The sequence below is a fragment of the Loktanella agnita genome (genome assembly GCF_046640325.1).
Taxonomy (GTDB): Bacteria; Pseudomonadota; Alphaproteobacteria; order Rhodobacterales; family Rhodobacteraceae; genus Yoonia; species Yoonia agnita.
On sequence record NZ_JBJMBF010000001.1, the window covers coordinates 14,814 to 39,409 of the forward strand.

General features: G+C 58.1%; 24 protein-coding genes. 12 read left to right on the plus strand and 12 right to left on the minus strand.

The features are described from left to right. Together ACJ5NV_RS00085 and ACJ5NV_RS00090 are read left to right on the plus strand one after the other, a co-directional pair. A complete protein-coding gene (locus ACJ5NV_RS00085; RefSeq protein ID WP_411641296.1) occupies window positions 1-339 on the plus strand; it encodes a hypothetical protein in 339 nt (112 codons plus the stop codon). After that, window positions 336-2,525 (plus strand): 3-hydroxyacyl-CoA dehydrogenase NAD-binding domain-containing protein, encoded by a 2,190-nt coding sequence (locus ACJ5NV_RS00090; RefSeq protein WP_411641298.1) that lies wholly within the window; start codon window positions 336-338, stop codon window positions 2,523-2,525. Before ACJ5NV_RS00085 ends, ACJ5NV_RS00090 begins: the two co-directional genes overlap by 4 nt. A 105-nt stretch (window positions 2,526-2,630) precedes the next feature. On the opposite strand, the gene ACJ5NV_RS00095 is transcribed toward ACJ5NV_RS00090, so the two are convergent. The 3 genes from ACJ5NV_RS00095 to ACJ5NV_RS00105 all read right to left on the minus strand — a co-directional run bounded on the left by ACJ5NV_RS00095 (window position 2,631) and on the right by ACJ5NV_RS00105 (window position 4,444). Continuing rightward, a complete protein-coding gene (locus ACJ5NV_RS00095) occupies window positions 2,631-3,080 on the minus strand; it encodes a RidA family protein (protein WP_411641300.1) in 450 nt (149 codons plus the stop codon). Then, window positions 3,077-3,724 (minus strand): cysteine hydrolase family protein, encoded by a 648-nt coding sequence (locus ACJ5NV_RS00100; protein WP_411641302.1) that lies wholly within the window; start codon window positions 3,722-3,724, stop codon window positions 3,077-3,079. The genes ACJ5NV_RS00095 and ACJ5NV_RS00100 overlap by 4 nt, the downstream gene beginning before the upstream one ends. A 66-nt stretch (window positions 3,725-3,790) precedes the next feature. Continuing rightward, window positions 3,791-4,444: a GntR family transcriptional regulator gene (locus ACJ5NV_RS00105; RefSeq protein WP_411641303.1), complete on the minus strand. Its 654-nt coding sequence runs from the start codon at window positions 4,442-4,444 to the stop codon at window positions 3,791-3,793. A 312-nt stretch (window positions 4,445-4,756) separates the two neighbouring features. On the opposite strand from ACJ5NV_RS00105, the gene ACJ5NV_RS00110 reads away from it, so the two are divergent. After that, window positions 4,757-6,385, plus strand: coding sequence for an AMP-binding protein (locus ACJ5NV_RS00110; RefSeq protein ID WP_411641305.1), 1,629 nt, complete (start codon window positions 4,757-4,759; stop codon window positions 6,383-6,385). A 120-nt stretch (window positions 6,386-6,505) separates the two neighbouring features. Next, entirely contained in the window at window positions 6,506-7,510 is a 1,005-nt protein-coding gene (locus ACJ5NV_RS00115) for a hypothetical protein (protein WP_411641307.1), read from the plus strand. Window positions 7,511-7,528: 18 nt separating this feature from the next. Here ACJ5NV_RS00115 and upp read toward each other — a convergent pair whose 3' ends face one another. From upp to ACJ5NV_RS00145, 6 genes are all read right to left on the minus strand, one after another. Beyond that, window positions 7,529-8,161 carry a uracil phosphoribosyltransferase gene (upp, locus tag ACJ5NV_RS00120; RefSeq protein WP_411641309.1) on the minus strand — a complete coding sequence of 211 codons (633 nt, stop codon included), beginning with the start codon at window positions 8,159-8,161 and terminating at the stop codon, window positions 7,529-7,531. Further along, entirely contained in the window at window positions 8,158-9,147 is a 990-nt protein-coding gene (locus ACJ5NV_RS00125; RefSeq protein ID WP_411641311.1) for an adenosine deaminase, read from the minus strand. The genes upp and ACJ5NV_RS00125 overlap by 4 nt, the downstream gene beginning before the upstream one ends. Next, a complete protein-coding gene (locus ACJ5NV_RS00130; RefSeq protein WP_411641312.1) occupies window positions 9,144-10,319 on the minus strand; it encodes a phosphopentomutase in 1,176 nt (391 codons plus the stop codon). Before ACJ5NV_RS00130 ends, ACJ5NV_RS00125 begins: the two co-directional genes overlap by 4 nt. Beyond that, window positions 10,319-11,620 carry a thymidine phosphorylase gene (locus ACJ5NV_RS00135; RefSeq protein WP_411641314.1) on the minus strand — a complete coding sequence of 434 codons (1,302 nt, stop codon included), beginning with the start codon at window positions 11,618-11,620 and terminating at the stop codon, window positions 10,319-10,321. The genes ACJ5NV_RS00130 and ACJ5NV_RS00135 overlap by 1 nt, the downstream gene beginning before the upstream one ends. 3 nt (window positions 11,621-11,623) lie before the next feature. Continuing rightward, window positions 11,624-12,016, minus strand: coding sequence for a cytidine deaminase (locus ACJ5NV_RS00140; protein WP_411641316.1), 393 nt, complete (start codon window positions 12,014-12,016; stop codon window positions 11,624-11,626). A 116-nt stretch (window positions 12,017-12,132) separates the two neighbouring features. Continuing rightward, window positions 12,133-13,017: a hypothetical protein gene (locus ACJ5NV_RS00145; protein ID WP_411641318.1), complete on the minus strand. Its 885-nt coding sequence runs from the start codon at window positions 13,015-13,017 to the stop codon at window positions 12,133-12,135. Between the two features lie 162 nt (window positions 13,018-13,179). Between ACJ5NV_RS00145 and ACJ5NV_RS00150 the strand changes: the two genes are divergently transcribed. The 4 genes from ACJ5NV_RS00150 (at window position 13,180) to ACJ5NV_RS00165 (ending at window position 18,829) form a co-directional block, all read left to right on the plus strand. Next, complete coding sequence (locus ACJ5NV_RS00150) at window positions 13,180-13,389, plus strand: DUF3072 domain-containing protein (protein ID WP_411641319.1); 210 nt, start codon at window positions 13,180-13,182, stop codon at window positions 13,387-13,389. Window positions 13,390-13,491: 102 nt separating this feature from the next. Beyond that, window positions 13,492-14,133 (plus strand): aspartate/glutamate racemase family protein, encoded by a 642-nt coding sequence (locus ACJ5NV_RS00155; protein ID WP_411641321.1) that lies wholly within the window; start codon window positions 13,492-13,494, stop codon window positions 14,131-14,133. Between the two features lie 94 nt (window positions 14,134-14,227). Continuing rightward, window positions 14,228-16,507, plus strand: coding sequence for an NADP-dependent malic enzyme (locus ACJ5NV_RS00160; RefSeq protein WP_411641323.1), 2,280 nt, complete (start codon window positions 14,228-14,230; stop codon window positions 16,505-16,507). Between the two features lie 429 nt (window positions 16,508-16,936). Then, window positions 16,937-18,829 carry a propionyl-CoA synthetase gene (locus ACJ5NV_RS00165; RefSeq protein ID WP_411641325.1) on the plus strand — a complete coding sequence of 631 codons (1,893 nt, stop codon included), beginning with the start codon at window positions 16,937-16,939 and terminating at the stop codon, window positions 18,827-18,829. Here the strand turns inward: ACJ5NV_RS00165 and ACJ5NV_RS00170 are convergent. Both ACJ5NV_RS00170 and ACJ5NV_RS00175 read right to left on the minus strand, forming a co-directional pair. Then, entirely contained in the window at window positions 18,826-19,521 is a 696-nt protein-coding gene (locus ACJ5NV_RS00170; protein WP_411641327.1) for a hypothetical protein, read from the minus strand. The two genes, ACJ5NV_RS00165 and ACJ5NV_RS00170, sit on opposite strands and share 4 nt — an antisense overlap. Then, entirely contained in the window at window positions 19,514-20,278 is a 765-nt protein-coding gene (locus tag ACJ5NV_RS00175; protein WP_411641328.1) for an NAD kinase, read from the minus strand. Before ACJ5NV_RS00175 ends, ACJ5NV_RS00170 begins: the two co-directional genes overlap by 8 nt. A gap of 175 nt (window positions 20,279-20,453) precedes the next feature. On the opposite strand from ACJ5NV_RS00175, the gene glyA reads away from it, so the two are divergent. Beyond that, window positions 20,454-21,749, plus strand: a complete 1,296-nt coding sequence (gene glyA, locus ACJ5NV_RS00180) for a serine hydroxymethyltransferase (RefSeq protein ID WP_411641329.1) — start codon at window positions 20,454-20,456, stop codon at window positions 21,747-21,749. A 141-nt stretch (window positions 21,750-21,890) separates the two neighbouring features. Beyond that, complete coding sequence (locus tag ACJ5NV_RS00185; RefSeq protein WP_411641331.1) at window positions 21,891-22,769, plus strand: DUF817 domain-containing protein; 879 nt, start codon at window positions 21,891-21,893, stop codon at window positions 22,767-22,769. Here the strand turns inward: ACJ5NV_RS00185 and ACJ5NV_RS00190 are convergent. Further along, window positions 22,672-23,040, minus strand: a complete 369-nt coding sequence (locus ACJ5NV_RS00190; RefSeq protein WP_411641332.1) for a hypothetical protein — start codon at window positions 23,038-23,040, stop codon at window positions 22,672-22,674. The genes ACJ5NV_RS00185 and ACJ5NV_RS00190 overlap by 98 nt on opposite strands. A 77-nt stretch (window positions 23,041-23,117) precedes the next feature. Between ACJ5NV_RS00190 and ACJ5NV_RS00195 the strand changes: the two genes are divergently transcribed. Both ACJ5NV_RS00195 and ACJ5NV_RS00200 read left to right on the plus strand, forming a co-directional pair. Beyond that, window positions 23,118-23,855, plus strand: coding sequence for an alpha/beta fold hydrolase (locus tag ACJ5NV_RS00195; RefSeq protein ID WP_411641334.1), 738 nt, complete (start codon window positions 23,118-23,120; stop codon window positions 23,853-23,855). Window positions 23,856-24,136: 281 nt separating this feature from the next. Next, window positions 24,137-24,514, plus strand: coding sequence for a hypothetical protein (locus ACJ5NV_RS00200; RefSeq protein ID WP_411641336.1), 378 nt, complete (start codon window positions 24,137-24,139; stop codon window positions 24,512-24,514). Window positions 24,515-24,596 lie beyond the last annotated feature (82 nt).

A 24,596-nucleotide genomic window follows, 5' to 3' on the forward strand; every position in this document is an offset into this window, starting at 1 on the left:
ATGCGAAATACTTTTCAGAAATTCGCACGGAAATACGAAGGCATCGGCTTGACGGATTTTGTCAGGGTCGCAACAGAGGCGCATTTCGAAAGCGAAACCGAAATTCGCGGCGTACATGAAAGCCATCTGATCCGTCACGGCAAACGGATCATCGCACCCTACCCCAACCGCATCCGTCTGGTGCTTTGTGATGACGGGCTTTGGCGTGAAACCCATAGCGCCAACGCCATGCTGAACACATCAGACACCATTCATCTTTGGGCCAAGGTGGCCGCGCAACCGCGCCTGCCAGACCTTGACCTCGACTTAGATACAGATCCTGAAAGGACATCCAAATGACTGACTTTACGATGGACAAAGGCGCCGATGGCGTCGCAATCATCACTTGGGACGTGACGGGAAAATCCATGAACGTCATGTCGATGGACGCATGGCCGGAATTGGAGGCATTGGTCGACGATGCGCTGGCCGACGATGCGGTCAAAGGCGTTGTCATTACCTCTGGCAAGGACACGTTTGCCGGCGGAATGGACCTGAACGTTATTGCCAAGATGAAGGAAAGCGCAGGCGATGATCCGGCCCGTGGCTTGTTCGAAGGGCTGATGGGCGCCCATATGATCCTGCGCAAGATCGAACGCGCCGGCATGGACCCCAAAACCAACAAAGGCGGCAAGCCAATCGCCGCCGCCCTGCCCGGCACCGCGCTTGGCATCGGGCTGGAAATCCCGCTGGCCTGTCACCGCATTTTCTGCGCCGACAATCCCAAGGCCAAAATCGGCCTGCCGGAAATCATGGTCGGCATTTTCCCCGGCATGGGCGGCACCACACGCCTGTCCCGCAAACTGGGCGCGATGGGCGCATCGCCCCTGCTACTAGAGGGCAAACTGAACGACCCCAAGAAAGCCAAAGCCGCTGGCGTGATCGACGAAGTTGTCGCAGACCCGCTGGCCGCAGCCAAGGAATGGGTGTTGTCCGAACCGAAGATCGTCAAACCCTGGGATGAAAAGGGCTATAAAATGCCCGGCGGCGCGCCGTATCACCCTGCTGGTTTCATGACATTTGTGGGCGCGTCTGCCATGGTTAACGGCAAGACCCAAGGTGCCTTCCCCGCCGCCAAAGCCTTGCTGTCTGCCGTCTACGAAGGTGCACTCGTCCCCTTTGATACCGCCCTGAAGATTGAGGCGCGCTGGTTCACCAATGTTCTGATGAACCCCTCGTCCACCGCGATGATCCGCAGCCTGTTCATCAACAAGGAAGCCCTAGAAAAAGGCGCCAACCGACCCGAAGCCCCTGACCAGAAGGTCAAGAAGGTCGGCGTGATTGGCGCAGGCATGATGGGCGCAGGCATCGCGCTGGTCTCTGCCCTTGCGGGTATTCAGGTCGTGTTGATCGACAGCACGCAAGAGGCCGCGGATAAGGGCAAGGCCTACACCACGGCGCATCTCGACAAAGGGATCGCGCGCAAGAAAACAACGCCCGAAAAAAAGGACGCGGTGCTTGGCCTGATCAACGCAACGACAGATTACGCTGCGCTTGAAGGCTGCGATCTAATTGTTGAGGCCGTCTTCGAAGATGTGGGCGTTAAAGCTGAGGTCACGCAAAAGGTACAGGCGGTCACCGGGGCTGACTGTATTTTCGCCACCAACACCTCGACCCTGCCGATCACCGAATTGGCCAAAGCCTCGCAAGACGCTGAGAAATTCATCGGCATCCACTTCTTTAGCCCCGTCGACAAAATGCTTCTGGTGGAAATCATCAAGGGCAAGCAGACCGGGGATGTGGCCGTAGCCAAAGCGCTCGATTTCGTGCGCCAGATCCGCAAGACGCCGATTGTGGTCAATGATGAACGGTTCTTCTACGCCAACCGCTGCATCATCCCATACATCAACGAAGGCATTCGGATGGTGAAAGAAGGCGTGGAACCCGCGCTGATCGAAAACGCTGCAAAACTACTGGGGATGCCACTGGGGCCGCTGCAACTGGTTGATGAAACCTCTGTTGATCTGGGCGTGAAAATTGCCAAGGCGACCAAAGCCGCGATGGGCGATGCCTACCCCGATGGTGAGGTCGATGAGGTGCTGTTTTGGATGTATGACCAGAAACGTCTTGGCCGCAAATCCAACAGCGGGTTTTACAGCTATGACGACAAGGGCAAGCGCACGGGCCTTTGGGATGGGCTTGCCGCGCAATACCCGGTGGCAGATGAGCAGCCCGAACTGCACACAGTGCAGCATCGTTTGATGTTCGCACAGGTGCTGGAAGCGGTACGCGCGCTGGAAGAAAACGTATTGGAAGACATCCGCGAAGGTGACGTAGGTGCGATCCTCGGCTGGGGCTTTGCCCCATGGTCAGGCGGCCCGTTCAGCTGGCTCGATATCATCGGCACACCTTATGCGGCAGAACGATGCGACCAGCTAACGGCCGCGTTCGGCCCTCGGTTCACCACCCCCGCCCTGCTGCGCGAGATGGCGGAGAAAAACCAATCCTTCTACAAACGCTTCGGCGAAGACGCCAAAGCAGCGTAATCAATGCGGCGCACCCCGAGCATGGGGTGCGCCGTGATCCGCGCATATGTTGCGACAGCCCGTGAACTTCAATAAAATTACTCAAGTAAAGTATTCAGTGCGGCCTTAAGGGAGCACGGCGATCCCATCAATTTCAATCAATGCGTCTGGATGAAAGAGCGATGCAACCCCGATCAAGGCTGACGCGGGCGGCACATCGGTTATGATCCATTTGTCACGCAACTCCCTCATGACCTCCAACTGTGCTGGGTCGTAGTCCTTGATGTAGAATGTCACACGCGCCACATTGCGCCAGTCTGCGCCTGCGGCCTCGAGCGTTGCCGAGAAATTCGCAAAGGCCTGATCCGCTTGCGCCAAAAGACCGCCTTCGACAAGGCCTTCAGCACCCAAGGGCACCTGACCGGAAATATACAATGTACGGCCACCTTCGACGAGCACAGCTTGTGAAACGCCGGGGATATTCACGAATGGGGGATTGATCGGTGTCATCACTGTCTCTGCGATTAATGTGTGAGGGAAAAAGGAAAGGCCAAGAGCCAAAACAAGGTGTTTCATGCGGTCAGCTCCTCTTGCGACAGCAGCAGGGATTTTAGGTCTGCGTTGGACACGGCTTTGCCAAACTGAGGCACAACATCCGAAAGCACATGCGCGCGCTGCGCTGCGTTGAATGCAGCCGAAGCATCCTTGGCTAAATAGCTGTAATACCCAAGATCATGGGCTGCGCGCAGCGAACTTTCTACGCAGACATGCAAGGCAAACCCGGCAAGGATGACCGTGTCGATTCCGTTATTACGCAACCATATATCCAGGTTGGACCCGGCAAAAGCCGAGCCACCGACGCGACCACTGACGACGAACTCATCATGATGTGGTTCAAAGCCCGGTGCAAACTTACTGGCGTCAGAACCTTCCGGAAATGTGCCAAACTGCTTGATCGCACCGCGAAGCCCAAAGCCACCTGCCCCCATTTCCGGATACCCAGAACGAAACTGCAACCCAACATGCGCGACAGGGATCTGCGCTTTGCGCGCAATGCCCAAAAGTGCCAAGGCACCTTTCGCAGCGCTCTCAAACTGCGTGGGATCTTCAATCACCGCCTGTAGCTTGCCATTGGGCGCAAGCCATTCGTTTTGACACTCGATCAACACCAGCGCGGTGCGCTTGGCGTCAAAATCATGGATAAATTGATGCGTGGTCATACCATCTCCTTTCAATGAGATGGCTTATTAATGTAATACAAAAATCTATAAATCAAGATTTTTGTATTACATTTCCGAATCCATATAGGCAGTCACAAATTCACCGGCTGATTGGACATGGATCAGGGCGGCCTGCGCCGCGCGATCACCATCATGCGCCGCGATTGCATCGATAAGATCGGTAAAATGGTGGATGCCTTGATCGTTTGCCGGAAAATCTGCCAGTATCGTAGACGGCCAAATGATCGCGGTTCGACCCAAGAGTTTGCGCACAACCAAAGCTGTCTCAGCATTATCAGAAAGACGTATAAGCCACTCATAAAATTCAGTCTTGGCCTCAACAAGCGACATACGGTCGCCTTCTGTCATCGCCGCCGTAACCCGACCAGCAACGTCGCGCAACGCGATCAGATCATGCCCTGTCGCCGCCTGCGCCGCCTGTCGCGCCAGATCGGCCTCCAAGACGCCGCGCAGGTGATAGATGTCCTGCGCCTGCTTGCGCGTCAGTTTCGGCACGATAGGACCACGATTGGGGATAATCTCAATCAACCCTTCCGCTTCTAGCTGACGCAACCCTTCGCGAAGCGCGGTGCGCGAGGCACCCGTCATTTCACAAAGCCGCCGTTCCACGAGCTTCTCCCCCGGTGCAAACCGAAGCGAGAGAATTTCAGCGCGCAGAACTGCGACAACATGCTGTCGAACTGGCAGAGTGTCGTCCATATGCGGTATCCAGATGAAAGGCCCGCAGTGTATTACATTTCCGTACCTCTCCATCAAGTTTCATAGGTCATGTGGAACCATTCAGCCCGCATGACCTCGCCGCCATTGGAAACGTCCGCGTCCCTGAATTGCAAACGCTCTCAGATCAAAGAGCACCGGGTCAAGGCCAGTAGCTTTGCAGCAAACATCAACACCAAGTGCCACACAGTCCCGGACTCGATCCGGGACCTCCACCACGCGCTGTTTACAATTTCGTACTTGCCAGCGGCCTGCATCCTCTTGTCAGATGGATGTGTCGGGGAGGGACAGATCATGGGCCAAATGCGTGACGAAACCGGGCTGGGCAAATGCGCAGCGAATTATGTGCCCCTGACGCCCTTATCGCATCTCAAGCGGGCGGCGCGTGTCTTTGCCGGGCGCGAGGCATTGGTCTACGGGACGTTGCGCCGCACCTACGCCGACTACCACATGCGCGTCTCGCAGCTTGCCTCTGCTTTAGTCAAGGCAGGTGTCACGCCCGGCGACGTGGTCGCGACCGTACTGCCGAATATACCCGCCCAGTCAGAGGCCGCCTTTGCCGTGCCTGCCTGCGGTGCAGTCCTGAATACGATCAACACGCGGCTCGACCCCGCTACGGTGGCCTATATCCTAGACCACGGCGAAGCAAAGCTGGCGCTGGTCGATAGCCAGTTTCTACCTATGGTCATGAAAGCGGTCGATCTGATGGACGGCCCTGCCCCGCTGATCATCGAAGTGCCGGACGATCAGGCAGGCGTGCCGGGGCTAGGCGCACAGCAAGATTACGAAGATTTCTTGACCAGCGGCGATCCGGATTTCACATGGATCATGCCAGAGGATGAATGGGAAAGCCTTGCGCTGAACTATACCTCTGGCACCACGGGGAAGCCAAAGGGCGCCGTCTATCACCACCGGGGGGCCTATTTGATGACAATGGGCACGCCGATCAGCTGGGAACTCCCGCTCTTCCTGCGCTATCTGCAAATCGTGCCCTTGTTTCACTGCAACGGCTGGAACCACACTTGGATGCTGCCCGCCCTTGGCGGCACTGCGATCTGCTGTCGCGATATCACCGCTGCGAACATTTATGACGCCATCGCTGATGAAAGCGTGACCCATTTTGGCGGCGCGCCCATCGTGCTGAACATGATCGTGAACGCGAAAAAGCGGCGCGATTTCAGCCATGTGGTTAAACTCTTTACCGCAGGCGCGCCCCCCGCCCCCGCCACGCTAACCGCCATTGGCAAGCTAGGCTTCGACGTCAAACAGGTCTACGGGCTGACCGAAACCTATGGCCATGTGACCGAATGCATCTGGGACCCTGACTGGAACGATCTGTCCGGCGATGAACAGGCAACAATCAAGGCACGGCAGGGTGTCGCCTTTCCGATGGTTGAAGATGTGACCGTCGTGGATGAGCAGATGGAACAGGTCCCGATGGATGGCACGACGCAGGGCGAAATTGTGATGCGCGGCAACCCGGTGATGAAAGGGTATCTCAAGAATCCTGCAGCCACGGAACAGGCGTTCAAAGGGGGATATTTCCATTCAGAGGATCTGGCCGTGCAACACGCGGACGGGATGATGCAAATCTCTGATCGGGCAAAGGACATCATCATTTCCGGTGGTGAGAATATAAGCTCGGTCGAGGTGGAAGGCGCATTGATGCATCACCCCGCAGTCAATCTCTGCGCAGTTGTGGCCAAACCGGATGAAACATGGGGCGAAGTGCCCTGCGCCTTTGTCGAGTTAAAAGAAGGCGCGCAGGCGAATGAGGCAGAGATAATCGCATTCCTGCGCAACCGGTTGGCGGGGTTCAAGACCCCCAAGGCCGTTGTGTTTCAGGAGCTGCCGAAAACATCGACCGGGAAAATTCAGAAATTCGAACTGCGCAATCTGGCAAAACTGCCGTCCCGGACCTGATCCGGGACCTCTTACCGCAAAGAACAAAGCAGTATTCGGCCCGCGACCACGCTTCGTCTAATACCGACATGACAAGCCCGCCTCTGCGCGATACTCTGGCAAAAAAGGGCGGTTGGGGCAATGACGGCACTCGATAAATATGTGCGGCTAGAAAGCGGCGGGCTGTGGCGTGCAGACGCGCAGGCGCAACGCAAAGATGTCGCCGTGTCGTTCGGCGACGCCACTTTGGTTATTGCAGACGGGGCGGGCCGCCCGGTTGCCCATTGGTCCCTGCCCGCGATCCTGCGCCAAAACCCCGGCGTGCGCCCTGCAGTCTTCGCCCCGGACACCGACGCCGAAGAAACGCTCGAAATCGCCGACGATCTCATGATCGACGCGATCGAAGAGGTGCGCAAAGCGCTGGACAAAGCCCGCCCCAAGCCGGGCAAGCTGCGCCATTGGATTACCGCCGGGATCGTGATGGCGCTTCTCGCGCTCGCGATATTCTGGCTGCCCGGCGCGCTGACGCGGCAAACCCTCGCCGTCGTGCCCCAAACCAAACGGGTTGAAATCGGCGCGGCGATGCTGGGCTATATCCAGACAGAAAACGGCAGTCTCTGCCGGGAGCCGCGCGCGACGGCGGCCGCGGCGCAGCTGGCACAACGGCTGTTCGGGGCAGAGACGGACACCCAGATCATCGTGGTGCCCGATCTGGCGCAAGGTTCTGTCGCGATCCCCGGACGCATCATCCTGTTGGACAGTGGCGTGCTGACACTGTCTGACGATCCCGCCGTCGCTGCCGGCTATATTCTGGCAGCGCGTGCGACAGCACAGGATCATGACCCGCTGGATGCGCTGTTACAGCGTGCCGGTCTGCGCACAACATTTCGCCTGCTGACCACAGGCGAGGTTCCGGCAGAGATATTGCAGGAAAACGCGCAGGCGATTGTCGCAGCGGCACCCCCAATTGCGGACCCTGCAAGCATGGATCGGGTATTTGCCGCAGCCCGTGTGCCGATGGGTCCCTACCTTGCGACCCGCATGGCCCCGGGCGAAACTGTGCCCCGTGCAGCGGCAGCACCGGACGCCCCAGCGATCCTCAACGACAGTGACTGGGTGCGACTGCAAAATATTTGCAATCGCTGACGCCGGAAAGATCCGACGCTACTTCGTGCCAAACATCCGGTCGCCCGCATCACCAAGACCCGGCACGATATAGCCTTTTTCATTCAGCTTTTTGTCAATCGCGGCGGTAACAATCGGCACATCCGGGTGGGCCTCTTTCATCCGCGCGATCCCTTCGGGGGCTGCCAGCAGGCAAAGGAACCGAATATTGGTCGCCCCAGCCTTCTTCAGCAGGTCGATAGCAGCGGCCGAGGAATTACCGGTCGCCAACATCGGATCAACGGCGATCACCAGCCGGTCTTCAAGTTCGGTCGGAACCTTGAAGTAATACTGCACCGGCTGAAGCGTTTCCTCGTCCCGATAAAGGCCGACAAAGCCGACACGGGCCGAAGGCACCAATTCCAAAATCCCGTCCAGCAGACCGTTCCCCGCCCGCAAGATCGACACCAGAGCGAGCTTTTTACCATCCAGCACTGGCGCATCCATTGGCTGCAACGGCGTATCGATCCGCCTTGTCGTCATCGGCAATTCGCGCGTCACCTCATAGGCCAGCAACTGGCTGATTTCGCGCAGAAGCTGCCGAAAGACTGCCGTGGAAGTATCCTGCTGCCGCATCAGGGTCAGCTTGTGCTGCACCAGCGGGTGGGTAACATGGGTGACGTGTTCGGTCATGGGGCAGGCTCCAGTCGTTTGGCCACGCGGGCCCGTGTTTTATCATCACAGAATGCGGCGGCAAGAGCGGTGTTGTTCAGCGCCGTGAAATCATCCACGTCCCAGCCAAACGTCTTATGCAGCATGTCGTATTCTGCGGTCATGGTTGTGTGAAAAAAGGGCGGGTCATCGGTCGAAACCGTCACCTTCACCCCGGCATCCCGCAGCTTTGCAATGGGATGGCTTGCCCAGCCACCCACCGCTTTCAGCACAACGTTAGAGCCAGGGCACACCTCTAGCACGATCTCTTTTTCGGCGATTTCCGCCATCAGCGCCGGATCATCTGCCGCGCTGATCCCGTGGCCGATCCGTTCAACGCCCAGATCGCGGATTGTGTCGGCCACCATATCAGGACCGCCCCATTCGCCCGCATGGCAGGTCAGCCGCAATCCGGCCTCGCGCGCCATGTCAAAGCTGTAGGCGTAGTCACCGGGCCGTCCGACCATCTCACCCCCGGCCATGCCGTAGCCGGTGATGAATGATCCTTTGGTTTCTGCCGCGCAACGCGCCGCTGGCTTGGATGCATCCGGCCCAAAATGACGAATACCCGTGACAATACCTTTCAGCGTGATGCCCAGCTTCTCTTCTGCTTCAAGCGCGGCATCCTCCATCGCAGCAAGGTAATCCCGCCACGCGCTCAGATCGCCACCGCCGCAAAAATCGGGCGAGACGAAGGTCTCCATATAAACAACGCCATGGCTGGCGGTTTCTTCCAGCACGGCCATGGTCAGGCGCCGGAAATCCTCGGGGTTTTGCAACGTGGTGCAGGCCGCCTCGTAAACCTGAAGAAAGTGGTCGAAATCGCGGAAGGCATAGCCACCGTCCGGCGCAAAGATCTTGCTGATGTCGATCTTCTTTTCTGCGGCCAGACCTTTGATAAAGGATGGCGGCGCGCAGCCCTCCAGATGGGTATGCAGTTCAGCCTTGGGGATTGCGCGAAAGGTCATAGAAAACTGGTTCCTTCACCATTGTAAGGCACATCAAGATGATCGGCGATGCTGGCGGCCACATCGGTAAACGCCACCTGCCCCAATGTCCGCGCCCCGATCCCATACACCAGCACCGGAACCCGTTCGCGGGTGTGATCCGTGCCAATCCATGTCGGGTCATTGCCATGATCAGCCGTTACGATCAACAGATCATCCGCGCGCAATTTGGGCAGCAGCTTTCCTAATGCGCCGTCGAACCATTGCAGATGATCCGCATAGCCCTTTGGGTCGCGCCGGTGGCCGTATTCGCTGTCAAATTCCACCAGATTGGCAAAGACCAGCGCCCTATCAGCCGCCGTATCCACCAGATCATTCACATGGTCCATCAGCACCGCGTCGCGCCCTTTGCGCAGATCATCAATCCCGCGCATGGAAAAAATATCGCCGATCTTGCCCACAGCATAAACCTTGCACCCGGCGTCGTGCACATAGTCGCAGATGGTCGGTGATGGAGGCGCGATAGCGAAATCCTTGCGATTGCCGGTGCGGCTGAAACTGCCAACATCGCCCACAAAGGGCCGCGCGATGACCCGGCCGACCTTCATTGCGTGCAGCGTGGGGGCAAGGTCTTTGCAAAGCTGCAATAACCGGTCCAGCCCAAATGCCTCTTCATGTGCCGCAATCTGAAGCACGCTATCGGCAGAAGTATAGCAGATCGGCCAGCCAGTTTTCAGGTGTGCTTCGCCCTCATCCTCGATGACCTTAGTGCCAGAGGCGTGGCGATTGCCCAGAATGCCGTCGATGCCTGCTTTCGCGCATATTTCAGCGGTCAGATCGGGCGGAAAGGCCGGATCAGTGTCCGGAAAAACCTGCCATTCCCACGGCACCGGCACGCCCGCCAGTTCCCAATGGCCCGATGGGGTATCCTTACCGGGCGAGATTTCCGTGGCCGCCCCCCATGCGCCAGTGGGTGTGCCCCCCAGCCCCGGCGCATCCAATCCAGAGGCAAGCTGCACCGCAGCCCCCAACCCCAAGGCATCCAAAACAGGCACGTTCAACCCGGCGGTCTGCGCGATATGCCCCACTGTGTTCGCACCCGTATCAGGGACGTCGCCGTTAAAGAACATCTGCGCATCGGGCGCACCACCGATGCCGACGCTGTCGATCACGATTAGAAAGGCGCGGGGCATCAGGTGATCCTTTCGATGATCAGCGGGCCGGTTTCAGGCGCATCGCCAATCCTAATGGCAGCCTGCACAGCGCGGGCGGCTTTGTCTGCAGCGTCTTTGGTCGCAGCATGTACGGTGCAAAGGCGCGCGCCTTGGTCGATTTTCTCGCCAAGGCCAACCATATCGGTGAAACCCACGGCAGGGTCAATCCGGTCGGTTTCCACCCGGCGGCCACCGCCAAGGGCAACCACGGCAAGGCCCAATGCCTCTCCATCAATCGCGCTGATATGCCCTGCCTCTGGCGCGGCGACTGCGTTGACAACAGGCGCTTTGGGTAGATGTGTGTGCCAATCCTCGGCCATGTCAGGCGGGCCACCAAGGGCAGCGACCATCTTTGCAAAACGCTCCATCGCCGCACCAGAGCTGATCGCCTCTTCCACCTGTCCGGTCGCGGATGCATCATCCGCGCCCTGCATCACCAGCAACCGCGCGCCGAGGGCCACGGTCAGATCGTGCAACCGCGGCGCGGCCAGCTTGTTGCCCGACAGGATTTCCATACAGACCGCCACCTCAACCGCGTTGCCCAGTGCTGGGGCCAGCGGTTCGTTCATATCGGTGATCAGCGCCTCTGTGCGGCAGCCTGCACCGTTTGCCGTATCGACCAGCGCCCGAGCCAGCGCGCGCGCCTCCTGCGGTGTTTTCATGAACGCACCAGACCCGCATTTGACATCAAGGATCAGGCTCTCTAACCCTGCGGCAAGCTTTTTTGACAGGATTGAGGCAGTAATCAGATCCGCGCTTTCGACTGTGGCGGTCACATCCCGGATCGCATATAGCCGCTTATCGGCAGGGGCAATCTGCCCCGTCGCCCCGACAATCGCGCAGCCCACATCACGCGTGATGCGACGCAGCTGATCCTCAGTTACGTTGATATTCAGCCCCGGAATGGCTTCCAGCTTGTCCAGCGTGCCGCCGGTGTGACCTAACCCACGGCCAGAGATCATCGGGACAAAAACACCACAAGCCGCCAAGGCAGGTGCAAGGATCAGTGACACGCAATCGCCCACGCCCCCGGTCGAATGCTTATCCAGCACAGGGCCCGGCAGATCCCAGCGCAGCACATCACCGCTGTCGCGCATCCCTTGGGTCAGGGCAACGCGTCCCTCGTCGCTTAGGCCGTTCAAACACACAGCCATCGCAAAGGCACCCGCCTGCGCATCACTGATTGCGCCATCGGCCAACCCCTTGGCGAACCACGTCAGTTCGGCACGATCAGGGGTTTGATGCTTGCGCAGCTTGGCAATGATCGCGCGGGCATCCATTGATCAAACCCGGCTCATATGGTCGGCGTCAAAAACCCCCGGCAGCAACGCGGCAACCGTGGTTTCCTGCGTGACGCCATCAAGCGTCGTCAAAATGACCTTCACTTCGCCCTTTGCGAATTCAGCGATCTTTTGACGGCAACCACCACAGGGGCTGATCGGTTTCGGGCAATCCGCAATCACAGCGATTTCGGCAATCTCGTTGTCCCCAGCTGCGACCATGGCGGCAATCGCCCCGGCTTCGGCGCAAGTACCTTCGGGATAGGCGATATTTTCCACGTTGCAGCCTGCATAGACGGCACCCGATGTGGCCCGCAGCGCGGCACCCACCTTGAAATTCGAATAAGGCGCATGGGCGTTTTCACGCACTTCGCGGGCAGTGTCGATCAGGGACATGAAACCTCCGGCAAATTCAGGTCTCGCCAGAGTGCTGATTTGGAAACCGGTTTGCAAGAGCCCGCAGAACCTTAGCGCGAGCCCTCGAAAATAGCGGCACAGTGGCAGACACAGCCTTAGTTACGACTGGTCCAAATTTCGAACTGGTGATCCGATGCTGGATTGAATCCTGCATCAGACAAGTCCCTTACCTTCAATGCACCGACATCTGTCCAATCCACATGTCCAGCGAATTGCCGCGCCAGTTCCAGCGCAACTGTTTCGTCAGCCTCGTTGAAATAGCGGACCTCGTTCAACCCCGCCGCAATCGCAAGGCGTTCGCCGCCCCGATCGGAGCCTTTCACTTGCCAGCCGGCCTCATTAAGAAGCTCGGCCGCAGCGACCACTTTTTCTCTCTCGATAGCACCGGCAAAGTGGATATAAACCGCATTCGCCGCAGGTGGCGTGTAGGGCGTTTCTGGAAGGATAACGTCTTCAGTCACAATCGCACCACCGGGCAAGGCGCGCGGGCGGCTCACCACCTGCGGCTCCACTGGCGCAGCCAGCGCGACGTTAATGAGCTCCGCCTCCTCCACCGCCTGCCGACCATATTCTGCGCTCAACCCGCAGCCCTGCTGAAACGGATTTGCGAGGCAGGCCGCCCGCGCAACAGGCGGGGTGAAGCGATCAGCGAGTACAAGCTGGGTTACACCCAGCAGGCAATACACTGTCGCCACGCCACCTAAAACTTTGCCCGCGACGCGCCCAATATAAGATCCACGCAAGGCACCGAGCAGGATGATCGCCACTGCCGCGCCCAGCACAACCTTTCCGATCAGCCAGACAAAGGCCTGAAGCCCATCAGCTGAAACCCCCGTCTTTGTCGCCATGATGGCGGAAAAAAGCACTGCCAGCCCAGCAGCAATGTACAGCCCGATATCCCTATCAGCATTGAAAATCTGCACCATGATCCACTTCAGCCAACCAATGGGCTGATCGTCGTTTGCATCAACGTTTGACATAATAGCATCCTATCGAAATGTAGTGGGATTATGCCACAAAGCCCTAGGTTGCGCAAAGTAAGGCTAGCCTTACCGCCACGACGACGGCCCGGTTAGAACACCGGCGATTGCAATCGGAACCAGTAACGACGACTTGCGTTATCACACCAAAGGAGACCGATCATGGCCACACCCCCCAAAACTGTTCTGGATGAACCCGCAGCCTCTACCCCGCACGATCCGGATGCACCGATGACCGGCGATCAGGCCGATCTGCTGCGCGTGCTGTGTGAAAATGCGGGCGAGCCTTATAATGCCTCCTTAACCCAAGGTCATGCGCTGGAACGGATTGAAGCGCTGCGGCGGCACCTGAATCGGAATCAGAACCTCTGATCAACTGTAAGGAATTCAAAAATTCCTATCGCATAGCGGCACCTATTGATAAATGTTGTGTAAACGGCCCGTATAGCGCCCGCTCAACGTAAGGTTCTGCGCATGCATCTTGCTTTCTTGCACACAGGCGATGTTCATGTGGCACGGTTCGATGCGGTGCTGGATACGCTTGCACCGCAGACGACACGCCGACACCATGTGGCGCCTGAACTGCTGGAACGCGCCCGACGGAATGGGATTGATGCGTCTCGCGCCGAAACCATTGCGATCCTGCAAGGATTGGCCAGCGCAGACGCGGTCATCTGCAGCTGTTCAACCTTGGGACCGCTGACAGATGAAGCGGCGGCGCATCATCCGCATATTATCCGGATAGATCGGCCAATGATGGATGCGGCTTGCGCCCACGGAGCGCGCGTTCTCGTCGCGCTTTGTCTGGAAAGCACCCGCGAAGCCACCATGGCTGTGCTTGACGAATGTGCCGCCCGGCAGGGCATAACTATCAGCCCGCAGGTGGTGATCGCCTCAAATGCCTGGACCGCGTTCGAGGCTGGGAATATGGCAGACTATGCCGATGAAATCGCCGCTGCCATCCGGCAATCTATCGCGCAGCAACCCGCAGATTGCATCGTTCTCGCGCAGGCCTCAATGGATGTGGCGGCAGAGAAACTGACCGATCTGGGGGTGCCCGTGCTGACGTCACCGCGCGCAGCGGTCCAGCACGCGCTCGCAATCGCCGCAGAGTGAGCCAATTGCAACGCAACCCGATCCGTGCTTAATCACATGCACAGCTTCCCGCACGAAGAAATGGTTTAACGTTAAACCATATTGAGAGGACCGGATGACAGACGACGCCAAGAAAGGGCTGCGGCAGGCCGCGCTCGACTATCACCAGTTCCCAAAACCCGGCAAACTCGAAATTCGTGCGACTAAGCCACTGGCCAACGGACGTGATCTTGCCCGCGCTTATTCTCCCGGCGTGGCCGAGGCATGTTTGGAGATTAAGTCAGACGCCAAAACCGCCCGCGACTATACTGCACGGGGCAATTTGGTGGCGGTGGTCACGAATGGCTCTGCCGTGCTGGGGCTTGGCAATATTGGCGCGTTGGCGTCCAAGCCGGTGATGGAAGGCAAAGCCGTCCTGTTCAAGAAATTCGCCAATATTGACTGTTTCGACATCGAATTGAACGAACCGGACCCCGAAAAGCTGGCCGATATCGTCTGCGCGCTGGAACCAACCTTTGGCGCGATCAACCTCGAAGATATTAAAGCGCCTGACTGTTTCATCGTGGAAAAGCTTTGCCGGGAACGGATGAACATCCCGGTCTTCCACGATGACCAGCACGGCACGGCCATCGTCGTCGGCGCGGCGGCCACCAATGCGCTGCGCGTGGCGGGTAAGGCGTTCGCGGATATCAAAATCGTCTCAACCGGCGGTGGTGCGGCGGGCATCGCCTGCCTGAACATGCTGCTCAAACTTGGCGTGAAACGCGAAAATGTCTGGCTCTGCGATATCGAAGGGCTGGTCTATGAAGGCCGTGAAACGGATATGACCCCGCAAAAGGCCGAATATGCGCAAGGCACGACACCGGCGACATTGGATGATGTCATCGCCGACGCTGATCTGTTCCTTGGCCTTTCCGGCCCCGGCGTTCTGAAACCCGAAATGGTTGCCAAAATGGCCGCCCGCCCGATCATCTTTGCCCTTGCCAACCCCAATCCGGAAATCGACCCGGAGGAGGCGCGCGCCGTGAACCCTGATGCGATCATCGCCACAGGCCGCAGCGATTTTCCCAATCAGGTCAATAACGTGCTGTGTTTCCCATTCATTTTTCGTGGCGCACTCGATGCTGGCGCGACAGAGATCAATGACGAGATGAAAATTGCCTGCGTCGAAGGCATCGCCGCCCTCGCCCGTGCGACCACCAGCGCCGAAGCCGCCGCCGCCTATCAGGGCGAGCAAATGACATTCGGCGCGGACTACCTGATCCCAAAACCCTTTGACCCGCGCCTGATGGGTGTTGTTGCCAGCGCCGTGGCCGGGGCGGCCTGTACCACCGGCGTCGCCACCCGTCCGATTGACGACATGCCCGCCTATAAGGCGCGGCTTGATCGCTCTGTCTTTAAATCGGCCATGATCATGCGGCCCGTCTTTGACGCCGCGCGCACTGCTGAACGCACAATTGTCTTTGCCGAAGGCGAGGATGAGCGCGTGCTGCGGGCCAGCCAAGCCATCATGGAAGAAACCACCGACACACCGATCCTGATCGGGCGGCCAGAGGTGATCGAACGGCGCTGCGAACGTGCAGGGCTGAAAATCCGCCCCGGCATTGATTTCAGCATCGTGAACCCGGAAAACGACCCGCGTTACCGCGACTACTGGGAAACCTATCACAAGCTGATGGCGCGGCGCGGCGTGACTCCCGATCTGGCCAAAGCGATCATGCGCACCAATACCACCGCCATTGGCGCGGTGATGGTCCATCGGGGCGAGGCTGACAGCCTGATTTGCGGCACGTTCGGCCAGTATCTGTGGCACTTGAAATACGTGAACCAGATTCTGGGAACAGAGCAATATCACCCGGTTGGCGCGCTTTCACTGATGATCCTCGAAGACGGGCCGCTCTTCATTGCCGACACGCAGGTGCATCCGGAACCGACACCGGAACAGATCGCCGAAACGGTGATCGGCGCGGCGCGGCACGTGCGTCGCTTCGGGATGGACCCGAAGATCGCGCTTTGCTCTCATAGTCAGTTTGGCAACCTTGATTGCGACACGGGCCGCCGGATGCGGGCAGCGATGGAGATCCTCGACAGCGCGCCGCGTGACTTTGCCTATGAGGGCGAAATGCATGTGGATTCCGCGCTTGATGTGGAACTGCGCAACCGAGTCTTTCCCGAAGCGCACCTGCCCGGAGCGGCCAACACGCTGGTCTTTGCCAACACCGACGCGGCCTCAGCCGTGCGCAATGCGCTCAAGATGAAGGCGGGCGGACTAGAGGTCGGCCCGATCCTGATGGGCATGGGGAACCGCTGCCATATCGTGACACCGTCGATCACGGCACGCGGGTTGCTCAATATGTCCGCGCTGGCGGGCACACCTGTCGCGCATTACGGCTGAACAAAACGGGGTGGCCTTACGGCGACCCCGCCCTTTCGCTTTCAGGTAGGGAGACAGGGGTAAGAACCCCTATTTTTTCGACGCTGATTTGATCGAAACCGCCGACGGCGCTGGTGTGGGCGCAGCCGGTTGCTTTTTCTTCTTGGGGGATTTGCCTTGCTTATCCATGGCATGTTGTCCTGTGAGTCGGAGGCGGCACAATGCCACCTCACAGCAGTCACCTTATTCGCAATGGAAACAATGGCAAATCAAATCTTCGTTTCATAGCATTTGAAAAATCCGTCTGTCTGGGCTTGAAAAACAACCAACACAACACCTCGCAAATCTGTCAATTTCTTTGCAGCGCAAACCAACCGAAAGCACTCATGTCTTGCCCACCGCCCGCCGCGCGCTTATCCCTTGAGCATTGTTTGTTTTGGGAGGAGCAGCATGACATATGCGGAGGTATATGCCACCTGGCAGAACGACCCGGAAGGGTATTGGATGGACCAGGCCAAGGCGATCGACTGGGTCACTGCCCCGACCAAGGCGCTGGATGATAGCAAAGCCCCGCTTTACCGCTGGTTCACGGATGCAGAGGTTAACACCTGCTACAACGCCGTTGACCGCCACGTCGCGAATGGCTGCGGCGACCAGCCTGCCATCATCTATGACAGCCCCGTCACAGACACCAAGCAAACGATCACCTATGCCGCACTACTGACCCGCGTATCGTCGCTCGCCGGGGCCTTGCGGGCCAAGGGCGTGGGCAAAGGCGACCGGGTCATTATCTACATGCCAATGGTGCCAGAGGCGCTGGAGGCAATGCTCGCCTGCGCCCGTCTGGGGGCTATCCATTCGGTCGTCTTTGGCGGTTTCGCCGCCCATGAGCTGGCCGTGCGGATCGACGACGCAACCCCCAAAGCAATCATCGCCGGGTCCTGCGGGATCGAACCGGGCCGGATTGTGCACTACAAACCCCTACTGGACGGCGCGATTGAGGCGGCAACTCACAAGCCGGATTTCTGCGTGATCTTTCAACGCGATCAGGAACGTGCAACGCTGATCGAAGGGCGCGATTATGACTGGCACACCTTCCAGCAAGGCGTGGAACCTGCGGAATGCGTGCCTGTAAAAGGCGACCATCCTGCCTATATCCTTTATACCTCAGGCACCACAGGCGCGCCTAAGGGTGTCGTGCGGCCCACTGCGGGCCATCTGGTAGCGCTGAACTGGACCATGAAATCCATCTATAATGTCGATCCGGGTGATGTATTCTGGGCGGCTTCGGATGTGGGCTGGGTCGTGGGCCATTCCTATATTTGCTACGCCCCCCTGATCCACGGCAACACCACCGTGGTGTTCGAGGGTAAACCAGTGGGCACCCCCGATGCGGGCACCTTCTGGCGGGTGATCGAAGAACACAACGTGCGCTCTTTCTTCACAGCCCCGACCGCGTTCCGCGCGATCAAACGCGAAGACCCGCAAGGCGACATGATCAAGGATTACGATATTTCGTGCCTCCGCGCGCTTTACCTCGCGGGGGAACGGGCGGACCCGGACACGATCCAATGGGCCCAGCGGGTCATGGGCGTGCCCGTATATGACCACTGGTGGCAGACAGAAACCGGCTACACCATCGCAGGAAACCCCGCAGGGATTGAGCCGCTCCCGGTCAAGATCGGCTCCCCCACTGTGGCGATGCCCGGCTTTGACGTGCAGATCCTTGATGAAGGTGGCAACCCGGTAAAGGCCGGAGAGTTGGGCGCAATAGCAGTAAAACTCCCCCTGCCCCCTGGCACGCTGCCCACGCTCTGGAATGCCGAAGACCGTTTCGTGAAAAGCTACCTGACAACTTTCCCCGGCTACTATGAAACCGGCGATGCAGGGATGATCGACGAAGACGGTTACCTTTACATCATGGCCCGCACCGATGACGTGATCAACGTGGCCGGGCACCGCCTGTCCACCGGCGGTCTGGAAGAGGTGCTGGCCAACCATCCGGACGTCGCCGAATGCGCGGTGATCGGGGTAAGCGATGCGCTCAAGGGCCAGTTGCCGCTGGGCTTTATCTGCCTGAACAAGGGCTGCGAACGGTCGCACGCAGAGATCGCAGCAGAGGTGGTCAAATCCGTGCGCGACACCATCGGGCCGGTGGCTGCATTCAAACTCCTTGCCGTGGTGAACCGACTGCCCAAGACACGGTCCGGCAAGATTTTGCGGGCAACCATGGTCAAGATCGCAGACGGGGAACCGTTCAAAATGCCCGCCACGATTGACGACCCCGCAGTCCTAGACGAAATCAAAGAGGCGCTGGTTCCGCTCGGCTATGGCAGGAGCTAATCGTGCAGGCTATCAGTTAATTGCTGCAACCAAGCTTGCATTTGCTTGGCATCCTCAACGCTTTCGAACAATGCCGGGATCACTCCGACTGCGCGTCCAATGGGCCAGCCTGGATGTGTCAGGCCGAAACCGAACGGTTGGACTGTGTTATCGTCAAGAAGCGAACCAATTTGGACAGCATCATACTTGCGCCCCGGATACAGCAAAAACGCATATCTTGCCTCGAACGGAAACGATAAAAGGTATCTGCGTGACGCAGTTCTATAATTTCCGCCGCGCCGCACGATGTAGGCGCAATTTTCTGTAACCGCATAAAAAAGATTACTCATCACATAGGCGCGCGATGACGCTTTGAACCAGAAGAACGCGAAGCCTGCTGTAGTCAAGATAAACAAGCATGAATAAGCGAGAATTGCGTTTGCGACCGAAGCGTGGTCGGCAAGCAAACCCGCCGTCCAGACGATTACACCGCCAACGAGCATACTGCGGTAATAGACGAGTTCCTGCCCCTCGAATTCCCAGAAGTCACGGCCGTGATCCGGTCGCCCAACCCAGAGCACCTTTTCATCGCCCGCGAAGACGTCGTCCCAAATGGGATCAAGTTCCCTGTGTGGAATCGGTGGACCTATCACGCTGGTCGGACCCGATGAATTGAACGTACAAAGGACAATGACATAGCATGCCTCACGCAAATTGTTCCCTGATCAACCTTTCCTCCAGCCCATGGCCCGGATCAAACAAGATCCGATGGGCCACTTCCGGCGCAGAATGTATCTCGACGCTGGCCACATTGCGCACCGACTTGCCGTCCGCCTCTGCCATCACCGGGCGCTTGGCCGGGTCGATCACATCCAGCCGCACCACAGCGCCCTTGGGCAGCAGCGCCCCACGCCAACGGCGGGGACGAAAGGCAGAAACCGCCGTCAGCGCCAAAACATCCGACCCGATGGGCAGGATCGGACCATGCGCAGAGTAGTTATAGGCGGTTGACCCGGCAGGCGTTGATACCAGCGCCCCGTCGCAAACCAGTTCATTCATCCGCAGTTTGCCATCCACCGTGATCCGCAGCTTGGCCGCCTGCGGGCCACCGCGCAGCAGGCTAACCTCATTGATGGCCAGCGCTTCGTACATTTCACCATCGACGGTCAGCGCCGCCATGAAAAGCGGGTTGATGATCTCTTCCTCGGCAGCATCTAAACGCGCGCGCAGGTCGTCTTCTCCATATTCATTCATCAAAAAACCGACCGTGCCCCGGTTCATCCCATAGACCGGCACATCCAGCCCTTCTGTCGCATGCAGGGTCTGCAACATGAACCCGTCGCCCCCCAGCGCCACAATCACATCCGCATCCGCCGGCGAGACATCACCATACCGTTCGGACAGCAAGACAAGCGCTGCTTGGGCATTCGGCACAGGGCTGGCGGTAAAGGCAATCCGGGGGCGCAGCATCAAAGGTTTTCCTCAGGTTCCGATGATTTGTGCGGTGATCGCACCCGAAACGCAAGCCGCCGATACGAAACCTTCATGACGCGCTCATAAACATCTTGGTCGTTTTGACACTTCTGAACCCCCGCCCATTGCGCTATCAGGGCGCAAACACAGCGCTTTCCAAGGGGATTTATCCATGAATGTCACCGTACGCGACAGCGGCTTTTTCACCGAAAAGCTCGACACCCGCGATCCTGAAATCCACGCTGCCATGCAGGCAGAACTGAAACGTCAGCGCAAAGAGATTGAGCTGATCGCCTCGGAAAACATCGTTTCTGCCGCTGTAATGGAAGCGCAGGGCGGCGTGATGACCAATAAATACGCCGAAGGCTACCCGGGGCGCCGCTACTACGGCGGGTGCGAACATGTGGACGTAGCCGAAAATCTGGCAATCGACCGCGCCAAGCAGCTTTTCGGCTGTGATTTCGCCAACGTGCAGCCCAATTCAGGATCGCAAGCCAACCAAGGCGTGTTTCAGGCGCTGCTACAGCCTGGCGACACGATCCTTGGCATGTCGTTGGATGCAGGCGGCCACCTGACCCACGGGGCGAAGCCCAACCAGTCGGGCAAATGGTTCAATGCCGTACAATATGGCGTACGCCAACAAGACAGCCTGCTGGATTACGATGAAGTTGCGCGACTCGCGACCGAATATCAGCCAAAAATGATCATCGCCGGTGGGTCCGCCATTCCGCGCATCATCGATTTTGCCCGGATGCGCGAGATTGCCGATAGCGTCGGGGCTTACCTGCTGGTCGACATGGCGCATTTCGCAGGACTGGTTGCCGCAGGGCTCTACCCCTCGCCGTTTCCGCATGCGCATGTGGCCACGACCACGACACACAAAACGCTGCGCGGGCCGCGCGGCGGCATGATCCTGACCAATGACGAAGCGATGGCAAAGAAATTCAACTCTGCCATCTTCCCCGGCATTCAGGGCGGGCCGCTAATGCATGTGATCGCCGGTAAGGCCGTAGCCTTTGGCGAGGCGCTGCGCCCCGAATTCAAAAGCTACCAAGAACAGGTGGTCAAGAACGCTCAGGCCTTGGCTGATCAGCTGATGAAAGGCGGGCTTGATATCGTCACCGGCGGCACCGACAGCCATGTCATGCTGGTCGATCTGCGCCCCAAAGGCGTGAAGGGCGACGCGACCGAAAAGGCATTGGGCCGCGCCCATATCACTTGCAACAAAAACGGCATCCCCTTTGACCCCGAAAAACCGACCGTCACCTCTGGCGTGCGTCTTGGGTCGCCCGCAGGTACGACTCGCGGCTTCGGAGAGCCCGAATTCCGCCAGATCGCAGATTGGATCGTCGAAGTGACCGATGGGCTGGCGGCGAATGGGGAAGAGGGCAATGCCGCGGTCGAGGCAAAGGTCAAAGCCGAGGTTGAGGCGCTTTGCGACAAGTTCCCGATCTATTCGGAAATGTAAGGCACGATAACGCCCAATTCTAAGTTCCGCGCATCGTAAGCATCTGAGAGTGCACGATTTCTGCACAAACCGCGCTTTAAATCTGATGGTCTGGTTCATATACCGCAGGTTATGAACCAGACCAGACTATATGAACGGCGCATGGGGCGATGGTTGCGCAGGCGCGTGCCCGCAGCGCTTGCCGAATTCATCCTTTTTACCGCCAAACAAGCTTGGGCCTGCCTGTTCGGGGCCAGTTTGCTGGCGGCGATTATCGGCACGAAACTGTTTTGGCAAAGCGACTGGCCATTGGCACGCTATGACGCACTGTTTCTCTTCGCACTTGCCCTGCAGGCGATCTTTTTGCGGTTCAATCTGGAAACCTGGGCCGAGGCACGTGCGATCCTGATCTTTCACCTGACCGGCACGGCGATGGAGTGGTTCAAAGTCAGCGCGGGATCATGGGTCTATCCCGAAGCCGCATTCTTTAAAATCTACGGCGTGCCGCTGTTTTCGGGGTTCATGTATGCCTCTGTCGGCAGCTATATGGCGCGGGTCATTCGGCTGTTTGACATGCAGTTCGCACCCTTCCCGCCGATGGCGGTGCACTTCGGTCTGGCCATATGCGTCTATGTCAATTTTTTCGCACATCACTTCATCTGGGATGCGCGGTACATCCTCTTTGCGGCGACGCTTGTTTTTTATGTGCGGACGCGCATCTGGTTTCGCATCGGGCAAAGCTGGTATTGGATGCCACTGCCGGTCGCCGCTGGGTTTTCCAGTATTTTCCTATGGTTGGCCGAGAATATCGGCACGCTCACCGGGACATGGATTTACAGCGGGCAAAGCCTGACCGAATTGGTTAGCATGGCCAAGCTTGGCTCGTGGTATCTGCTGCTTTACGTGGCATTTGCGACTGTAACGCTCGTGGATCGCAGCCCGGTCAGATATAGCCCCGTTGCACCAGCACGTAAGCCACCAGCACGACGGTCACGATCAGCACGATTGCGATCGAGGCAAGCATGTTCAACGCCTGGGTGATCCGACGCTCGCGCGGGTCGATATCTTCGAGATATAACTTGATGTTACGATAGGCCGTCTCTGTCTTGGTGGGGTCGACCATGCGCGCGAGTTTGGGGTTCTGCGTGATCTTGGCGCTTTCGATCAAATGCTTCGCATCACGCCGAATTCGGCGCGGCAAAAGACGCCCTGCGCGGCGTACCTGCGCAGGGAAATTGCGGCCCTTGATCCGTAGTTGGCTGATCATGAGGGCGCTGAGTTCGTCGAAGTGATCTTGCGGCAGAGTGCTCATGCCGTCCCGTTAGAATGCTTTGCAGAGTCGCTCAATCCTTCTGGTCATTTCGGCTTGCGAAGGGTTAGAACAGATGCATGTTGAACACGGTTTCTTATGACGGCCCCGACACCACGCCGCTGCTGATCGCCCATGGGCTTTATGGCTCTGCCCGTAATTGGGGTGTGATCGCGAAACGCCTGTCTGCGACCCGCCCGGTGGTCGCTGTCGATATGCGCAACCACGGTACAAGCCCTTGGTTTGAAACGCATTCTTATCCCGATATGGCGGCGGATTTGGCTGAGGTTATTGGCCAGCCGATGGATGTTTTGGGCCATTCGATGGGCGGCAAGGCCGCGATGGTGCTGGCTTTGCAGCACCCCGAAAAGGTCAACAGACTGGTCGTCGTCGATATTGCCCCGGTGACCTACACGCATACGCAAATGGGACCGCTAGAGGCGATGCGCGGGGTCGATCTGTCGTCGCTTACCAGCCGCGCTGATGCAAAGGAACAGCTGGGTGATCTGGAACCCGGCGTTTCGGATTTCCTATTGCAAAGCCTTGATATAAAAGAAAAATGCTGGCGCTTGAACCTTGATGTTCTCGCTAATGAAATGGACAAGATTATCGGCTTTCCCGAAATCTCAGGCCAGTTCGACGGGCCGGTACTGTTTTTATCCGGTGCTGATTCCGACTATGTACAGCGCGAACATCGCGACCGGATCAAGACGCTTTTCCCGCAGGCGAAATTTGCGAAAATTCCAGGGGCCGGTCATTGGCTGCATGCGGAAAAACCCCGCGAATGCGAAGCGGCTATCGCGACCTTTTTAAGCTAAAATCGCCGACCTGAAACGCGTCGGACTTCCATCGGACCAGCGTGCACGCATGATTGATGCATTCTTCATCACTTGGTCGATCCCGAAGCACGGCAATCTACCCAATGCTTGACAGAGGTACGTCGCCAGCGTGATGCTGATCACATTGGAGCATTCGATTAAAGCGTAATACGAAGAATCTGCATCAGCTAGTGCTGTCTGACATAAATGATTTCAAGATGTTAGCAGATACATCATGTCTCAGGTCTTTCGTCAAACGCCATAGACAAAAGGAAACTGCCATGTTGAACCCATTTGAGGTCTGGTCACCCGCGTTCTATGCGCCCTTTTCCGGCGATGTGACCCAAGAAATCACCCCGCGCATTCTGTCCCCTGATATCAAGGGCAGCCCCGTGATTGAACATCGGGTCCAGACCGAAGTTGCCAGTTACGGCAGACAGCTCGGCAAGGTGCTGGACGCGTTGATGCTGCTGGCGGCAAAGACTGAAACTCCTCTGCCTGAGATTTCGCAGCTTCTGACGGAAATCGAAGCGGTCAAACTGGATGCGAAAGAGGCACTACACGACGAAGCGCATGATGCGCTTTCCCGGTTGAAGGCGGTAGATGCTGATGCCCATGCCAAGCTGATCGCAGATCTTAAGGCCCATAATGCGAGTTAGCGGATTCTGTCAGTCACTGATGCAATGTGGTGTCCACAGATGTTGCGTTATACCAGCCATCCCCATGCAGATGCGCGGCGCG

Bases quoted from the DNA above. Each gene is read 5' to 3' on its own strand.
- ACJ5NV_RS00125 (WP_411641311.1), bottom strand. From the start codon at position 9,147: ATGACCTTTCGCGCAATCCCCAAGGCTGAACTGCATACCCATCTGGAG.
- ACJ5NV_RS00160 (WP_411641323.1), top strand. From the start codon at position 14,228: ATGACAGACGACGCCAAGAAAGGGCTGCGGCAGGCCGCGCTCGACTAT.
- ACJ5NV_RS00165 (WP_411641325.1), top strand. From the start codon at position 16,937: ATGACATATGCGGAGGTATATGCCACCTGGCAGAACGACCCGGAAGGG.
- ACJ5NV_RS00135 (WP_411641314.1), bottom strand. From the start codon at position 11,620: ATGGATGCCCGCGCGATCATTGCCAAGCTGCGCAAGCATCAAACCCCT.
- ACJ5NV_RS00195 (WP_411641334.1), top strand. From the start codon at position 23,118: ATGTTGAACACGGTTTCTTATGACGGCCCCGACACCACGCCGCTGCTG.
- ACJ5NV_RS00145 (WP_411641318.1), bottom strand. From the start codon at position 13,017: ATGTCAAACGTTGATGCAAACGACGATCAGCCCATTGGTTGGCTGAAG.
- ACJ5NV_RS00130 (WP_411641312.1), bottom strand. From the start codon at position 10,319: ATGCCCCGCGCCTTTCTAATCGTGATCGACAGCGTCGGCATCGGTGGT.
- ACJ5NV_RS00095 (WP_411641300.1), bottom strand. From the start codon at position 3,080: ATGAAACACCTTGTTTTGGCTCTTGGCCTTTCCTTTTTCCCTCACACA.
- ACJ5NV_RS00150 (WP_411641319.1), top strand. From the start codon at position 13,180: ATGGCCACACCCCCCAAAACTGTTCTGGATGAACCCGCAGCCTCTACC.
- ACJ5NV_RS00105 (WP_411641303.1), bottom strand. From the start codon at position 4,444: ATGGACGACACTCTGCCAGTTCGACAGCATGTTGTCGCAGTTCTGCGC.
- ACJ5NV_RS00090 (WP_411641298.1), top strand. From the start codon at position 336: ATGACTGACTTTACGATGGACAAAGGCGCCGATGGCGTCGCAATCATC.
- ACJ5NV_RS00200 (WP_411641336.1), top strand. From the start codon at position 24,137: ATGTTGAACCCATTTGAGGTCTGGTCACCCGCGTTCTATGCGCCCTTT.
- ACJ5NV_RS00140 (WP_411641316.1), bottom strand. From the start codon at position 12,016: ATGTCCCTGATCGACACTGCCCGCGAAGTGCGTGAAAACGCCCATGCG.
- ACJ5NV_RS00190 (WP_411641332.1), bottom strand. From the start codon at position 23,040: ATGAGCACTCTGCCGCAAGATCACTTCGACGAACTCAGCGCCCTCATG.
- ACJ5NV_RS00175 (WP_411641328.1), bottom strand. From the start codon at position 20,278: ATGCTGCGCCCCCGGATTGCCTTTACCGCCAGCCCTGTGCCGAATGCC.
- glyA (WP_411641329.1), top strand. From the start codon at position 20,454: ATGAATGTCACCGTACGCGACAGCGGCTTTTTCACCGAAAAGCTCGAC.
- upp (WP_411641309.1), bottom strand. From the start codon at position 8,161: ATGACCGAACACGTCACCCATGTTACCCACCCGCTGGTGCAGCACAAG.
- ACJ5NV_RS00115 (WP_411641307.1), top strand. From the start codon at position 6,506: ATGACGGCACTCGATAAATATGTGCGGCTAGAAAGCGGCGGGCTGTGG.
- ACJ5NV_RS00085 (WP_411641296.1), top strand. From the start codon at position 1: ATGCGAAATACTTTTCAGAAATTCGCACGGAAATACGAAGGCATCGGC.
- ACJ5NV_RS00100 (WP_411641302.1), bottom strand. From the start codon at position 3,724: ATGACCACGCATCAATTTATCCATGATTTTGACGCCAAGCGCACCGCG.
- ACJ5NV_RS00185 (WP_411641331.1), top strand. From the start codon at position 21,891: ATGGGGCGATGGTTGCGCAGGCGCGTGCCCGCAGCGCTTGCCGAATTC.
- ACJ5NV_RS00155 (WP_411641321.1), top strand. From the start codon at position 13,492: ATGCATCTTGCTTTCTTGCACACAGGCGATGTTCATGTGGCACGGTTC.
- ACJ5NV_RS00110 (WP_411641305.1), top strand. From the start codon at position 4,757: ATGGGCCAAATGCGTGACGAAACCGGGCTGGGCAAATGCGCAGCGAAT.